This is a genomic window from uncultured Nocardioides sp., assembly GCF_902805925.1.
Classification (GTDB): Bacteria; Actinomycetota; Actinomycetes; order Propionibacteriales; family Nocardioidaceae; genus Nocardioides.
In genome coordinates this window covers 1-12760 of the sequence record NZ_CADCUP010000008.1, presented here as the reverse complement: position 1 = coordinate 12760, position 12760 = coordinate 1, and the positions used below count along the sequence as shown (strand labels likewise).

Annotated in this window: 14 protein-coding genes, 2 tRNA genes and 1 pseudogene; 11 read left to right on the top strand and 6 right to left on the bottom strand. The window is 72.6% G+C overall.

Annotation, left to right across the window (positions count from 1 at the left end; translation table 11 throughout):
• Positions 1-241, top strand: a pseudogene (locus QZX64_RS00585) (hypothetical protein); the annotation flags it as partial.
• A gap of 66 nt (positions 242-307) precedes the next feature.
• On the opposite strand, the gene QZX64_RS00580 reads toward QZX64_RS00585, so the two are convergent.
• The 4 genes from QZX64_RS00580 to QZX64_RS00565 are packed head-to-tail and all read right to left on the bottom strand — an operon-like array spanning position 308 to position 2623.
• On the bottom strand, positions 308-919 hold the full coding sequence (locus tag QZX64_RS00580; RefSeq protein ID WP_295656094.1) for a pentapeptide repeat-containing protein: 612 nt from the start codon (positions 917-919) through the stop codon (positions 308-310).
• A complete protein-coding gene (locus tag QZX64_RS00575; protein WP_295656092.1) occupies positions 912-1199 on the bottom strand; it encodes a DUF2087 domain-containing protein in 288 nt (95 codons plus the stop codon). The genes QZX64_RS00580 and QZX64_RS00575 overlap by 8 nt, the downstream gene beginning before the upstream one ends.
• Entirely contained in the window at positions 1196-1750 is a 555-nt protein-coding gene (locus QZX64_RS00570) for a M23 family metallopeptidase (RefSeq protein WP_295656090.1), read from the bottom strand. Before QZX64_RS00570 ends, QZX64_RS00575 begins: the two co-directional genes overlap by 4 nt.
• A 9-nt stretch (positions 1751-1759) precedes the next feature.
• Entirely contained in the window at positions 1760-2623 is an 864-nt protein-coding gene (locus QZX64_RS00565; RefSeq protein ID WP_366558484.1) for a 3-methyladenine DNA glycosylase, read from the bottom strand.
• A gap of 46 nt (positions 2624-2669) precedes the next feature.
• Between QZX64_RS00565 and QZX64_RS00560 the strand changes: the two genes are divergently transcribed.
• The 5 genes from QZX64_RS00560 (at position 2670) to QZX64_RS00540 (ending at position 6195) form a co-directional block, all read left to right on the top strand.
• Positions 2670-3479 carry a fumarylacetoacetate hydrolase family protein gene (locus QZX64_RS00560; protein ID WP_295656086.1) on the top strand — a complete coding sequence of 270 codons (810 nt, stop codon included), beginning with the start codon at positions 2670-2672 and terminating at the stop codon, positions 3477-3479.
• A gap of 35 nt (positions 3480-3514) precedes the next feature.
• A complete protein-coding gene (gene gltX / locus QZX64_RS00555; protein WP_295656083.1) occupies positions 3515-4942 on the top strand; it encodes a glutamate--tRNA ligase in 1428 nt (475 codons plus the stop codon).
• Positions 4943-4955: 13 nt separating this feature from the next.
• Entirely contained in the window at positions 4956-5933 is a 978-nt protein-coding gene (locus QZX64_RS00550) for a CPBP family intramembrane glutamic endopeptidase (protein ID WP_295656081.1), read from the top strand.
• A gap of 34 nt (positions 5934-5967) precedes the next feature.
• Positions 5968-6039: transfer RNA gene (locus tag QZX64_RS00545), tRNA-Gln, on the top strand.
• An 83-nt stretch (positions 6040-6122) separates the two neighbouring features.
• Positions 6123-6195, top strand: a tRNA-Glu gene (locus tag QZX64_RS00540).
• A gap of 40 nt (positions 6196-6235) precedes the next feature.
• Here the strand turns inward: QZX64_RS00540 and QZX64_RS00535 are convergent.
• Entirely contained in the window at positions 6236-6712 is a 477-nt protein-coding gene (locus QZX64_RS00535) for a GNAT family N-acetyltransferase (protein WP_295656079.1), read from the bottom strand.
• An 84-nt stretch (positions 6713-6796) separates the two neighbouring features.
• Between QZX64_RS00535 and QZX64_RS00530 the strand changes: the two genes are divergently transcribed.
• The gene (locus tag QZX64_RS00530) at positions 6797-8365 is read left to right on the top strand and encodes an AlkA N-terminal domain-containing protein (protein WP_295656078.1); all 1569 of its coding nucleotides are present in this window, start codon (positions 6797-6799) and stop codon (positions 8363-8365) included.
• Position 8366: 1 nt separating this feature from the next.
• On the top strand, positions 8367-8846 hold the full coding sequence (locus tag QZX64_RS00525; protein WP_295656077.1) for a methylated-DNA--[protein]-cysteine S-methyltransferase: 480 nt from the start codon (positions 8367-8369) through the stop codon (positions 8844-8846).
• 4 nt (positions 8847-8850) lie between these two features.
• Here the strand turns inward: QZX64_RS00525 and QZX64_RS00520 are convergent, their stop codons facing one another.
• Positions 8851-9573, bottom strand: a complete 723-nt coding sequence (locus tag QZX64_RS00520; protein ID WP_295656075.1) for an IclR family transcriptional regulator — start codon at positions 9571-9573, stop codon at positions 8851-8853.
• A gap of 76 nt (positions 9574-9649) precedes the next feature.
• Here QZX64_RS00520 and leuC point away from each other — a divergent pair, with 76 nt between their 5' ends.
• The 3 genes from leuC (at position 9650) to QZX64_RS00505 (ending at position 12624) form a co-directional block, all read left to right on the top strand.
• Complete coding sequence (leuC, locus tag QZX64_RS00515; RefSeq protein WP_295656073.1) at positions 9650-11065, top strand: 3-isopropylmalate dehydratase large subunit; 1416 nt, start codon at positions 9650-9652, stop codon at positions 11063-11065.
• Positions 11066-11111: 46 nt separating this feature from the next.
• On the top strand, positions 11112-11711 hold the full coding sequence (gene leuD, locus QZX64_RS00510) for a 3-isopropylmalate dehydratase small subunit (protein WP_295656072.1): 600 nt from the start codon (positions 11112-11114) through the stop codon (positions 11709-11711).
• 235 nt (positions 11712-11946) lie between these two features.
• The gene (locus QZX64_RS00505) at positions 11947-12624 is read left to right on the top strand and encodes an HU family DNA-binding protein (RefSeq protein WP_295656071.1); all 678 of its coding nucleotides are present in this window, start codon (positions 11947-11949) and stop codon (positions 12622-12624) included.
• Positions 12625-12760: the final 136 nt, after the last annotated feature.

Here is a 12760-nt window from a genome sequence, read left to right as displayed (position 1 = left end):
GGGGCTGGACCGGGCGCTGGCCGCGGTGGCGAGCCGGACCCTGGTCCACTACGTCTTCGGGCACGCCCATGACGAGCAGACGACGCTCCAGGCCAACAGCGCCGGCGCGATCGACCGGCAGCCGCGCGACTCCACGGACTTCGGCGTGGGGCTCGGCATCATCCTCGACGGGGTACGCAGCCGCCTCGACCTCAGCCCTGCTGCCGGCCGCTCCCCCGCCACCGGTAGAGGGTCGGGCTAGCCGCCCCCGGCAGGTCCAGGTCGTCGACGCCCGCGGCGTCGGTGCCGTGCACGAGGACGAGCACGGCTAGGGACCCACCTCGACGACGGCGCCCGAGAGCTCGGCCAGCAGCACCGCGCCTGAGAGGTCCAGCCGCGTCTCGCGCAGCGACGCCGACGTCAGGTCGACCCGGTCGAGCGAGGCGCCGCGCAGGTCGGTGCGCGTCAGCCGCGCCTCGCGCACCAGCGCGCCCGCCAGGTTCGCATCGCGCAGCACGGTGGCGGTGAGGTCGGCCAGCGACAGGTCGGCCTCGCCCAGGTCGACGCCGCTCAGGTCCAGCCCGCTGAGGTTGGCACCGCGCATGGTCACCCCCGACCACCGCCCGCCGGTCACCCGCAACGGCCGCAGGGTGCAGTCGAGGAAGACCGACCCCACCAGCTTGCAGCCGTCGAGGGTGGCGTCGAAGAAGCTGGTGCGCCGGAACTCGCACGCCACGAACGCGCTCGCCACGTGCGTCGAGGCGTTGAACCGGCCGCCGTGGAACGTGCACCCCTCGAAGCTCGCGCCCGCACTGACTGTCTCCGACAGGTCGACGTCTGCGAAGGTGCAGTCGACGAAGCGGGCGGCGCCCAGGTCGTCGCCGTACCAGTCCTCGCCGCTGATCGTCTCGTCCTGCCGCGTGAGCGCGGCCTCAGACATCGACCGTCCCGCCGATGCGCCAGTAGACGTTGTCACGGCGGTCCATCAGCTGCGCCTCGACCAGGTAGCGCCGCAGCGCGGCGACGTCGGGGTGGTAGCGCAGCAGCATCTCGTTGACCTCGGCCTCGGGGTAGGTGCGGCCGAGCTCGAACGCCTGGGCCACGTGGTCGAGCACCACCAGCAGCTTGGACCTCTTCGACGGCAGCGTGTGCAGCCTGCCCTGGTCGTCGGTGAACTTGGCGACGACCTGCTGCTCCTCCGGGGTCAGCGGCGAGCTCATGCCGGCTTCCGGTCGAGGAACGCAACCGGCCGGCGGGCGTCGTCGAGCCCGCCCCCGGCGGTGCGCACCTCGAAGTGGAGGTGGCACCCGTCCGGGGCGCCGGAGTCGGAGGCCCGCGCGAGCCGGTCGCCGCGCCGCACCCGGTCGCCGACCGAGACGTAGACCCTGCGCGCGTGCGCGACCAGCAGGTCGACGCCGAGCCGCCGGTTGCGGATGACCAGCGGCTGCGCGCCGTACGCCGGGCCGTAGGCCGCGCTGCTCACCACCCGTCCTGCGCGGCCGGCGCGGATCGGCGTGCCGCACGGCAGCGCCACGTCGATGCCGTGGTGGAACCCGCGCCCGACCGGGCACCTGCTGTCGGGGGAGTAGTACGGCGCCCGCGTGCAGCCGTAGCCGATCATCGTGCGGTGCGCGCCGGCGTACCAGGGCGAGGTGTAGGCGGTCGTGTCGTGGGAGTAGAACACCCACCGCGGGTCGTCGCCGGCGGCCGAGGCAGGGGCCGCCGGGACCAGCAGGGCCAGCGCCAGCGCCGGCAGGAGGGTGCGAGGCATGCCGCCACCCTAGATCCCGAGGAGCCGCTCGCACTCGGCGACGAGCCGGTCCCGCAGCGGCCGCGCGCGCTCGGCGAACGCCCGCTGCGCCGCGGCGTACTCCTGCTTGCCCTCGGCCGTCTCGATGCGCACCGGCTCGAAGCCGAGGTCGACCAGGTCGTACGGCGCCGCGCGCATGTCGAGCTCGCGGATGTCGCGGGCCAGCTCGAAGCAGTCGGCCACCAGGTCGCTGCTGACCATCGGGGTGAGCCGGAAGGCGTGCTTGTAGAGGTCCATGTTGCCGTGCAGGCACGCGGGCTGCTCGTACGCCGCCCGGTCGTCGCGGCCCGGGGAGAGCACGTTGAGGCGGCGCGCCGGCTCGGTGAAGAAGCGGAAGGCGTCGAAGTGCGAGCAGCCGATGCGGTGCGACTCCACGACGGCGTCGGTGCCGGCGGGACCCAGGCGCAGCGGCCAGCCCGCGTGCCGCGTCTCGTCCTCGGCCGAGCGGTAGACCATCGCCCACTCGTGCAGCCCGAAGCAGCCGAAGTTGGCGGGACGAGCGGCCGTGGCGCCCAGCAGCGCGTGCAGCGACTCGAGCAGCGGGCGCTGGGCCGCGACGTGCTCGGCGGAGACGGTGACGGGCGAGGAGCCGTACCCCTTGAGCCCGACGTACTCCGTCCCGCCCTCCAGGGCGACGCCGAAGCCGGGGTGCCACCGGCGCAGCTGCGCCGGCCGCTGGGAGTAGTAGGTGAAGAGGAAGTCGTGCACGGGGTGCTTGACGCGCGACCCGCGCCGGGCCAGGTGCGGGGCGACGAACGCGTCGACGCGCTCGGCGTGCGCCCGGGCGAGCCGGCGCCACGTCGTCTCCTCCAGCACCTGCACGCGATCCTCCACGTGCACCAAGGCTAGGGGGTCGGTGCCGGGCCGATAGGCTCGAGGAGTGCGCATCGCGAGGTTCACCACAGGAGAAGAGCCGCTCTACGGCGTCGTGACCGGCGACGTGGACCAGTTCGGGGAGCCCGACGAGGACACCACGATCGTGGCGCTCGCCGGCGACCCGCTCTACGTCGGCGTGAAGCTCCTCCAGCAGGAGCACAGGCTCTCCGACGTGCGGCTGCTGGCCCCGGTGCTGCCGCGCAGCAAGGTCGTCGGCATCGGCCGCAACTACGCCGCGCACGCCGCCGAGCTGGGCAACGACCTGCCCACCGAGCCGCTGATGTTCTTCAAGCCCAACACCTCGGTGGTGGGCCCCGGCGACCCGATCTTCTACCCGTGGCAGACCCAGGACCTGCACTTCGAGGGCGAGCTCGCCGTCGTCATCGGGCGCATCTGCCGCGACGTGCCGCCGGAGCAGGCCACCGACGTCATCCACGGCTACACGATCGGCAACGACGTGACCGCTCGCGACCTCCAGAGGTCCGACGTGCAGTTCACCCGCGCGAAGGGCTTCGACTCCTTCTGCCCGCTCGGTCCGTGGATCGAGACCGACCTCGACCCCCAGCACTTCGCCGACGGGGTACGCGTGCAGACCCACCTCAACGGCGACCTGAAGCAGGACGGCTCCACCGCCGACCTGATCTTCGACATCCCCACGCTCATCGCCCACGTCACCAGCGTCATGACGCTGCTGCCGGGCGACGTCATCCTCACCGGCACCCCCGAGGGTGTCGGACCTATGCAGGTCGGCGACGAGGTCGAGGTCTCGATCGCCGGCATCGGCACCCTCACGAACAAGGTGGCACAGCGTTGAGCAGCACGCCGATCGACCGTCCCGTCCGCGTTCGGATGGCCCCGTCCCCGACGGGCTCCCCGCACGTCGGCCTGGCGCGCACCGCCCTCTACAACTGGGCGTTCGCCCGCCGCCACGGCGGCACCTTCGTCTTCCGGATCGAGGACACCGACAAGGAGCGCAACACCACCGAGTCCTACGACTCGCTGCTCGACCTCATGCACTGGCTCGGCCTCACCTGGGACGAGGGCCCGGAGGTCGGCGGCCCGTACGCGCCGTACCGCCAGAGCGAGCGCAGCGACCTGTACGCCGACGTGCTGGCGCGGCTGCGCGAGAGCCGCTACACCTACGACTGCTACTGCACCACCGACGAGGTCACGGCCCGCCGCAAGGCGAGCGGCTCCAAGGTGATGGGCTACGACGGCTTCTGCCGCGAGCTGAGCGAGGAGCAGGTCGCCGCCTTCCGCGCCGAGGGCCGCGACCCGGTGGTGCGCTTCCGGATGCCCGACGGCGAGATCGCCTTCGACGACCTGGTGCGCGGCGAGATCTCCTTCCAGACCGAGTTCGTGCCGGACTTCGCGCTGGCCCGCGCCAACGGCGACCCGCTCTACACCCTGGTGGCGCCCGTCGACGACGCGCTGATGGAGATCACCCACGTGCTGCGGGGGGAGGACCTGCTCTCCAGCACCCCCCGCCAGGTCGCGCTCTTCGACGCGCTCCAGGCGATCGGCGTCGCGTCGTTCACCCCGCGCTTCGGCCACCTGCCCTACGTCATGGGGGAGGGCAACAAGAAGCTCTCCAAGCGCGACCCCGAGGCGCACATGGAGCTCTACCGCGACCAGGGCTTCCTGCCGGAGGGCCTGCTGAACTACCTCGCCCTGCTGGGGTGGTCGATCGCGGCCGACCGTGACGTCTTCGCCCTCGAGGAGATGGTGGAGGCGTTCGACATCAAGGACGTCAACCCCAACCCCGCCCGCTTCGACCTCAAGAAGGCCGAGGCGATCAACGCCGCGCACATGCGGATGCTCTCCATCGAGGAGATCACCCACCGTGCGCTGCCCTTCCTGAAGCGGGCCGGCGTCGTGTCCGACCCCGTCTCCGACGCCGACGCGCGGATGCTCGAGCTGGCCATGCCGCTGGTGGGTGAGCGCATCAACAAGCTCACCGAGGCCGTCGACATGCTCGGCTTCCTCTTCGTCGACGAGGCCTCCTTCGCCCGCACCGACGAGATCGACGAGTCCGGGCGGGAGGTCGTGCAGGCCTCCTACGACGCCCTCGGTGCCCTGCCGGCGTGGAGCACCGCGGCGATCGAGGAGTCACTGCGGAGCACCCTGGTCGAGGGGCGCGGCCTCAAGCCGCGCCACGCGTTCGGGCCGGTGCGCATCGCGATCACGGGCCGCAAGGTGTCGCCGCCGCTGTTCGAGTCGATGGAGCTGCTGGGCCGTGACCGGTCGATGGCCAGGCTCCGGGCCTCCCTCTCCTGATCGGCGGACCGCGATGAGCCCGACCCCGGACACCCTCGGCTACCACGAGCTCCAGCGGGGCGGGCGCGCCGGCGTGTGGCGTCCGCTGCTCGGGATCGTGCTGCTCTTCGCCGGGGTCTTCCTCCTCGCCCCGCTGCTGTGGCAGGTGCTCTTCGCCGTCGGGTACGCCGTCGCGGGCGAGCCCGTCGTCTCCTCGATCCAGCGGCTGCTCGACACCGACGACCCCACGCCGGTCTCCCTGGCGTTCCTCAACGTCGTGCTTGCCTCGGCGATCCCGGTGGCGTGGTTCCTGAGCACGGCCCTGCACGGCCTGCGGCCGCGGTGGCTCTCCTCGGTGGTGCCGCGGCTGCGCTGGCGGTTCTTCGGCGCCTGCCTCGGCCTGTCGGTCGTCGCGCTGTTCGCGACCGTCGTCGTCTCCTCCTTCCTCCCGCAGGAGTCCGGCTCGGAGGTCAGCACCACCGTCAACGACTTCACGTCCACGACGCGGGACTTCCTGCTCGTGGTGCTGCTGCTGACACCTCTGCAGGCGGCGGGTGAGGAGTACGCCTTCCGCGGCTACCTCACCCAGGCGTTCGGCGGGCTGTTCCGCTCCCGCGTCGTCGCGGTCGTGGCGCCGGCCCTGCTCTTCGGGCTGGCGCACGGCCTGGGCCAGAGCCTGCCGGTCTTCGTGGACCGCTTCGCGTTCGGGCTCGTCGCAGGGACGCTGGTGATCCTCACCGGCGGGCTCGAGGCGGCGATCGCCATGCACGTGCTCAACAACTTCCTGGCCTTCGGCCTCGCCCTCGCCTTCAGCGACATGGGCAGTGCGCTCAACCCGACCGGCGGCAGCTGGTGGAGCCTGCCCGCCACCCTCACGCAGTCCCTGGTCTACCTCGCACTGGCCCTGGTCCTGGCCCGCCGGATGCGGCTGCACACCACCGTGGAGGGGGGCGTTTTGGAGCCTCCCGCACCCCGCGTGTATCGTTCACCCCTGCGTCCGGGGGGCTCCTGAGCAGGCACGATCTCGCTCAGAACCGGCCTCCCAGTGGGATATGGTGTAATTGGCAGCACGACTGATTCTGGTTCAGTTAGTCAAGGTTCGAGTCCTTGTATCCCAGCGAGAGTCCCGCCCTCAGGGCGGGATTTGGTGCGAAACGACAGCCGTCGCTAGAGTTTCGCCCGGTGCTCGGAGCACCAGCTAGCCCCCGTTGTGTAGCGGCCTAGCACGCCGCCCTCTCAAGGCGGTAGCGCCGGTTCGAATCCGGTCGGGGGTACGCACCACGACGGCCCGGTCCTCTCGAGACCGGGCCTTCGTCATCTCCCGACCCTGCGGTGGACCATCCGGTTCTCGGGCGGGCCCCGGTGGCCCTCCGGGACGCCGAGGTCGACGAAGCCGGCCCGCTCGTACGCCGCGACCGCCCGCGCGTTGTCGCTGCGCACCATCAGGTACGTCGAGCGGTCCAGGCCCTCGGCCCACCGCACCACCGCCCCGAGGAGGGCCGCGGCCACGCCGCTGCCGCGCACCGCCGGGTCGACCCACATCGAGATCAGCTCGACGTGGTCGCCGTCGAGGAGCCCGCTCGCCATCCCGACGTGCTCATCGCCCCGGCGGGCCACGAGGTTCAGGTGCACCTGCTCCAGGCGCGTCCGCCAGGCGGCCACGGGGGCCTCGGCCCAGTCGGCCAGCCGCGACCCGAAGGCGTCCGGGGCCTCGGTGAGCGCCCGGAGGCGCAGGTCGCGGAAGACCGGCCAGTCGTCGGGAGACAGCTTCGCGATCTCGACGTCGCTCATGGGCCGCAGGCTAGCCCGCGGTCGCGGTCGAGCGCTGTCCGATTCCCGCCAGAGTGCGTGCCACACTGGGGGCAGGATGAGCCCATGACCACGACCGCCGTACCCCCGCTGCGCGTGGACCTGCACCTGGACAGGGAGTCCTGCTACCGCGCGGTGAAGAGTCGCGACCGGCGCTTCGACGGCGTGTTCTACACCGCCGTCAGCACCACGGGCATCTACTGCCGGCCCTCCTGCCCGGCCCGCACCCCCGGCTACGCCAACGTCTCCTTCCACCCCACGGCCGCGTCGGCGCAGGCCGCCGGCTTCCGGGCCTGCAAGCGGTGCATCCCCGACGCCACCCCCGGCAGCCCCGACTGGGACGTCGCGGCCGACGTCGTGGGCCGGGCGATGCGGCTCATCGCCGACGGGGTGGTCGACCGCCACGGCGTCGAGGGCCTCGCGAGCCGCCTGGGCTACACGCCCCGGCACCTCACCCGCCTGCTCACCCAGGAGCTCGGGGCCGGCCCGCTGGCGCTGGCCCGGGCGCGCCGCGCGCAGACGGCACGCACCCTCATCGAGACCACCGCCATGCCGTACGCCGACGTCGCGTTCGCGGCGGGCTTCTCCAGCATCCGGCAGTTCAACGAGACGATCCGTGAGGTGTACGCCGCCAGTCCGTCGCAGCTGCGGGGACGCCGGGGCGGTGCCGCGACGCCGGGGACCATCACCATGCGGCTCGCCGTGCGCACCCCCTTCGCCGGGGCGCGCCTCCTCGCCTTCCTCGCCCACCACCTGGTGCCGGGCGTCGAGGTGGCCGGACCCGGCTGGTACGCCCGGACGCTCGACCTGCCACACGGCCCCGGCACCGTCCGGCTCCGGCTCCACGACGAGCCGGCCGCGGGCACGACCGCCCTGGTCGCGGCGGAGTTCGCGCTGGAGGACCTGCGCGACACCGCCGCCGCGGTCGAGCGCGTCCGCCGCCTGCTCGACGCCGACTGCGACCCCGTGGCCGTGGACGACCACCTCGCCGCGGACCCGGTGATCGGTGTGCTGGTGCGGGGCACGCCCGGGCTGCGGGTGCCCGGCCAGGTCGACGGCGACGAGACCGCGGTGCGGACGGTCGTCGGGCAGCAGGTCAGCGTCGCCGGGGCTCGCACGGTCGCCGGACGGATCGTGGCCGAGCACGGTCGTCGCATCGAGTCCGACATCCCCGGCCTGACGCACCTCTTCCCACGGGCGAGCGCCCTCGCGGGCGCCGATCCCGCATCGATGCCGATGCCGCGGGCCCGGGGGCGCGCGCTGGTGGGCCTCGCGACCGCGCTGGCCTCCGGTGACGTGGCGCTCGACCGCGGACCCGACCGCGACGACGTACGCGCCGCCTTGCTGGCCCTGCCCGGGATCGGCCCGTGGACGGCCGACTACGTGGCCATGCGCGCCCTGGGCCACCCCGACATCTTCCTGCCGACCGACCTCGCGGTCCGCGCCGTGCTGCGCCGTCTGGGCCGTCTGGGCCGGCTGGATGGCGAGACCGGCAGACAAACCGGCATCGACACCGAGCGCTGGCGGCCCTGGCGCTCCTACGCCCTGATGCACCTGTGGAACACCCTGATGCCCGACACCTCGGCCGGCACCACCGGACCAGCCACCAGCCCAGCCGTCAGCAAGGAGATCTGAGATGTGGACCGTCATCGACTCACCCCTCGGCGAGCTCCGCATCGTCGAGCGCGCGGGTGCCGTCACCGCCATCGAGTTCTCGCCGTTCCGCCCCGCGGACGGCCGACCGCTCGGCGACCGCGACGACTCCCACCCGCTGCTGGTGGAGGTGGCGCGCCAGCTGGCGGCCTACTTCCAGCGCGACCTCAAGGAGTTCGACCTGCCGCTGGCCCCGCAGGGCACCGACTTCCAGAAGCGGGTCTGGGACGTGCTGCTCGGCGTGGGCTTCGGCGAGACCGCCTCCTACGGCCAGGTGGCGCACCGGCTGGGGATGACCAACGCCGCGTCCCGGGCGGTCGGGCTGGCCAACGGGCGCAACCCCATCCCCGTCGTCATCCCGTGCCACCGGGTGATCGGTGCCGACGGCACGCTCACCGGGTACGCCGGCGGGCTGGCGCGCAAGCAGCTGCTGCTGTCGCTGGAGCAGGACGCGTTGTTCTAGGCGCCTACTCGGCCGCCGCGCGGCGCAGCGACTCCGAGAGCCGCTCGGCCGCGGCGAGGACGGCCGGCGCGTGCATGCGACCGGGCTGCCGCGAGAGCCGCTCGAGCGGGCCGGAGACGGAGACGGCGGCGATGATCTTGCCGCCGGGGGAGCGGACCGGCGCCGAGACCGACGCCACCCCCTGCTCGCGCTCGCCCACGCTCTGCGCCCAGCCTCGGCGTCGGATGCCGGAGAGGGCCGTCGCGGAGAAGGCGGCGTTCTGCAGGCCGCGGTGCATGCGCTCGGGGTCCTCCCAGGCCAGCAGCACCTGGGCGGCCGAGCCGGCGCGCATCGTGAGCTGCGACCCCACCGGGATGGTGTCGCGCAGGCCGGAGGGCCGCTCGGCCGCGGCCACGCAGACGCGGTGCTCGCCCTGGCGGCGCCACAGCTGGGCGGACTCGCCGGTGATGTCGCGCAGCCGCGCCAGCACCGGGCCGGCGGCTGCGAGGAGCCGGTCCTCCCCGGCGGCGGCGGACAGCTCTCCCAGACGCGGGCCGAGGACGAAGCGGCCCTGCATGTCGCGGGCGACGAGACGGTGATGCTCCAGGGCGACGGCCAGGCGATGGGCGGTCGGCCGGGCCAGGCCGGTGCCGGCCACCAGGCCGGCCAGCGTGGCGGGACCGGCCTCGAGGGCCGCGAGCACGAGCGCGGCCTTGTCGAGCACGCCGACGCCGGATGAGGTGTCCATATGGCAATATTGCCGTCTCACGGGATGGGATGCAAGGCGTACACTCCGAAGCTATCCGACACGTGAGGAGAACGAGATGGCCAAGACCCTGGCCGAGAAGGTGTGGGACGAGCACGTGGTCCGCAGTGCTCCCGGCGAGCCCGACCTCCTCTACATCGACCTCCACCTCATCCACGAGGTCACCAGCCCGCAGGCCTTCGACGGGCTCCGGCTCGCCGGCCGCCCCGTACGCCGGCCCGACCTGACGCTGGCGACCGAGGACCACAACGTGCCCACCGTCGACTGGGACAAGCCCATCGCCGACCCGGTGAGCCGCACGCAGGTCGACACGCTGCGCCGCAACGCCGCCGAGTTCGGCGTCCGGCTGCACCCGCTCGGCGACGTGGAGCAGGGCATCGTGCACGTCGTGGGACCGCAGCTCGGGCTCACCCAGCCCGGCATGACCATCGTCTGCGGCGACAGCCACACCAGCACCCACGGCGCGTTCGGCGCGATCGCGTTCGGCATCGGCACCTCCGAGGTGGAGCACGTGCTGGCCACCCAGACCCTCAGCCAGGCCAAGCCGAGGACGATGGCCGTCACCGTCAACGGCAGCCTGCCGCCCGGCGTCACCGCCAAGGACCTGGTGCTCACCCTGATCGCCCACACCGGCACCGGCGGTGGCCAGGGCTACATCGTGGAGTACCGCGGCCAGGCCATCGAGGAGCTCTCGATGGAGGCCCGGATGACGGTGTGCAACATGTCGATCGAGTGGGGCGCCAAGGCCGGCATGATCGCGCCCGACCAGACGACGTACGACTACATCCACGGCCGGCCCGAGGCGCCGAAGGGTGCCGACTGGGAGGCAGCCGTCGCGCACTGGTCGACGCTGGCCAGCGACGACGACGCCGAGTTCGACGCCGAGATCGTGCTGGACGCCTCCGAGATGACCCCCTTCGTCACCTGGGGAACCAACCCCGGCCAGGGCGTCCCGCTGGGCGGCGTCGTGCCGGGCCCCGACGACTTCGAGGAGCCCAACGACAAGATCACCACCGAGAAGGCGCTCGAGTACATGGGCCTGGCGGCCGGCACCCCGATGCGCGAGGTGCACGTCGACACCGTCTTCGTGGGCTCCTGCACCAACGGCCGCATCGAGGACCTCCGCCTCGCCGCGCAGATCCTCGAGGGCCATCACGTCGCCGACGGCACCCGGCTGCTCGTCGTGCCCGGCTCGGTCCGGGTGCGCCTGCAGGCCGAGGAGGAGGGACTGCACGAGGTGTTCCTCGCCGCCGGCGCCGAGTGGCGGGGCGCCGGGTGCTCGATGTGCCTGGGCATGAACCCCGACCAGCTCGCCCCGCAGGAGCGCAGCGCGTCGACGTCGAACCGCAACTTCGAGGGGCGCCAGGGCAAGGGTGGTCGCACCCACCTGGTGTCGGTGCCGGTGGCCGCCGCGACCGCCGTGCGCGGCACGCTCTCCTCGCCCGCGGACCTCGTCCTGACCACCTCGTCCTGACCACCTCGTCCTGACCACCTCGTCGTGACACGCACGGAGGCCTGACATGCAAGCGTTCACCCAGCACACCGGGGTCGGGGTCCCGCTGCGACGCACGAACGTCGACACCGACCAGATCATCCCGGCGGTCTACCTCAAGCGCGTCACCCGCGACGGGTTCGAGGACGGGCTCTTCGCCGCCTGGCGGGGCGAGGAGTCGTTCGTGCTCAACCGTCCCGAGTACGCCGCGGGCTCGGTGCTCGTCGCCGGCCCCGACTTCGGCACCGGCTCCTCGCGCGAGCACGCCGTCTGGGCGCTGCAGAACTACGGCTTCCGGGTCGTCATCTCCCCGCGCTTCGGCGACATCTTCCGCGGCAACTCCGGCAAGGCGGGGCTCCTCGCCGCGCAGGTCGAGGAGAAGGTGGTGCAGCGGCTCTGGGACCTCCTGGAGTCCCGGCCCGGCACTGTCGTCACCGTCGACCTGAAGAGCCGCACGGTGCGCGCCGGCGAGGGGGTCGAGGCGGTGGAGGACTCCTTCGACATCGACGACTACACCCGCTGGCGCCTGCTCGAGGGTCTCGACGACATCGGCATCACGCTCGGCCACGATGCCGACATCGCGTCGTACGAGACCGGGCGTCCGAGCTGGAGGCCCGCCACGCTCTGACGGCCACGAGGCCGGCACCGGCCGAGGGGGCCGGGCCGCCGCCCCGGCCGTCGTCGGCTCCTGAGCTCCCCGACGCCTCGGGAAGCCCGTGGTTGAGGGGATCTGGGCGGATCCGGCGACGAGAAATTGTGAGGAAAAGCCGCGAGGGTGATTGTGACGTGCCCCTCGTTCTCCCTAGCGTGCACCCCAGGCGTCGGGCACTGGCTCGGCCGAAGGCACACCGGAGAGGAAGCTAGTGAACAAGTCACAGCTGATCGACGCGCTCGCTGCGCGCTACGAGGGAAACCGCAAGGCCGCGGCCCACGCACTCGAGTCCGTCCTCGACACGGTCGCCCGTGAGGTCGCGAAGGGCGAGAAGGTCGCCATCACGGGCTTCGGCTCGTTCGAGAAGCGCGTCCGTGCGGCGCGCTGGGTGCGCAACCCGCAGACCGGCGAGCGGATGAAGTCGAAGAAGAAGTCCGTCCCCGCCTTCAAGGCCGGGCAGGACCTCAAGAACATCGTCTCCGGCGCCAAGAAGCTCCCGAAGCTGACCGCGACCGCGCCGGCGAAGAAGGCGTCCTCCGCGAGCACCTCCTCGACGTCGACGAGCTCGAGCACGAAGGCCGCCGGCACGAAGGCCGCCGCCACGAAGGCGACCGCGAAGGGCAGCGCCACGAAGGCCGCCCCCGGCAAGAAGGCCGCCAGCACGAAGGCGACCGCGAAGAAGAGCACCACCAAGAAGACCACCACGGCGGCCGAGAGGACGACGACGGCCGCCGGCACGAAGGCCGCGGCCACCAAGGCACCGGCGACGAAGGCAGCCGCGAAGGCGACCGCCAAGAAGACCAGCGGTGCTGCTGCCAAGAAGGCGTCGACCGCCAAGAAGGCATCGACCGCGAAGAAGGCGACCACTGCGAAGAAGACCGCCTCCTGAGCCTCGACCCGCATGCGTGCCGGCCCCACCGGGTCCCACCGGGTGGGGCCGGTGCGCGTCGGGCCCCTTCGCGTCCGGCCCGGTCGCATCCGGCCTGATCGCCTCTGGTCAGGCGCGGCCGGTGACCGCGGCGGTG

Coding starts and splice junctions, on each gene's coding strand:
- leuD (WP_295656072.1), top strand. CDS start 11,112: ATGCAAGCGTTCACCCAGCACACCGGGGTCGGGGTCCCGCTGCGACGC.
- QZX64_RS00575 (WP_295656092.1), bottom strand. CDS start 1,199: ATGAGCTCGCCGCTGACCCCGGAGGAGCAGCAGGTCGTCGCCAAGTTC.
- leuC (WP_295656073.1), top strand. CDS start 9,650: ATGGCCAAGACCCTGGCCGAGAAGGTGTGGGACGAGCACGTGGTCCGC.
- QZX64_RS00550 (WP_295656081.1), top strand. CDS start 4,956: ATGAGCCCGACCCCGGACACCCTCGGCTACCACGAGCTCCAGCGGGGC.
- QZX64_RS00525 (WP_295656077.1), top strand. CDS start 8,367: ATGTGGACCGTCATCGACTCACCCCTCGGCGAGCTCCGCATCGTCGAG.
- gltX (WP_295656083.1), top strand. CDS start 3,515: ATGGCCCCGTCCCCGACGGGCTCCCCGCACGTCGGCCTGGCGCGCACC.
- QZX64_RS00530 (WP_295656078.1), top strand. CDS start 6,797: ATGACCACGACCGCCGTACCCCCGCTGCGCGTGGACCTGCACCTGGAC.
- QZX64_RS00535 (WP_295656079.1), bottom strand. CDS start 6,712: ATGAGCGACGTCGAGATCGCGAAGCTGTCTCCCGACGACTGGCCGGTC.
- QZX64_RS00580 (WP_295656094.1), bottom strand. CDS start 919: ATGTCTGAGGCCGCGCTCACGCGGCAGGACGAGACGATCAGCGGCGAG.
- QZX64_RS00570 (WP_295656090.1), bottom strand. CDS start 1,750: ATGCCTCGCACCCTCCTGCCGGCGCTGGCGCTGGCCCTGCTGGTCCCG.
- QZX64_RS00520 (WP_295656075.1), bottom strand. CDS start 9,573: ATGGACACCTCATCCGGCGTCGGCGTGCTCGACAAGGCCGCGCTCGTG.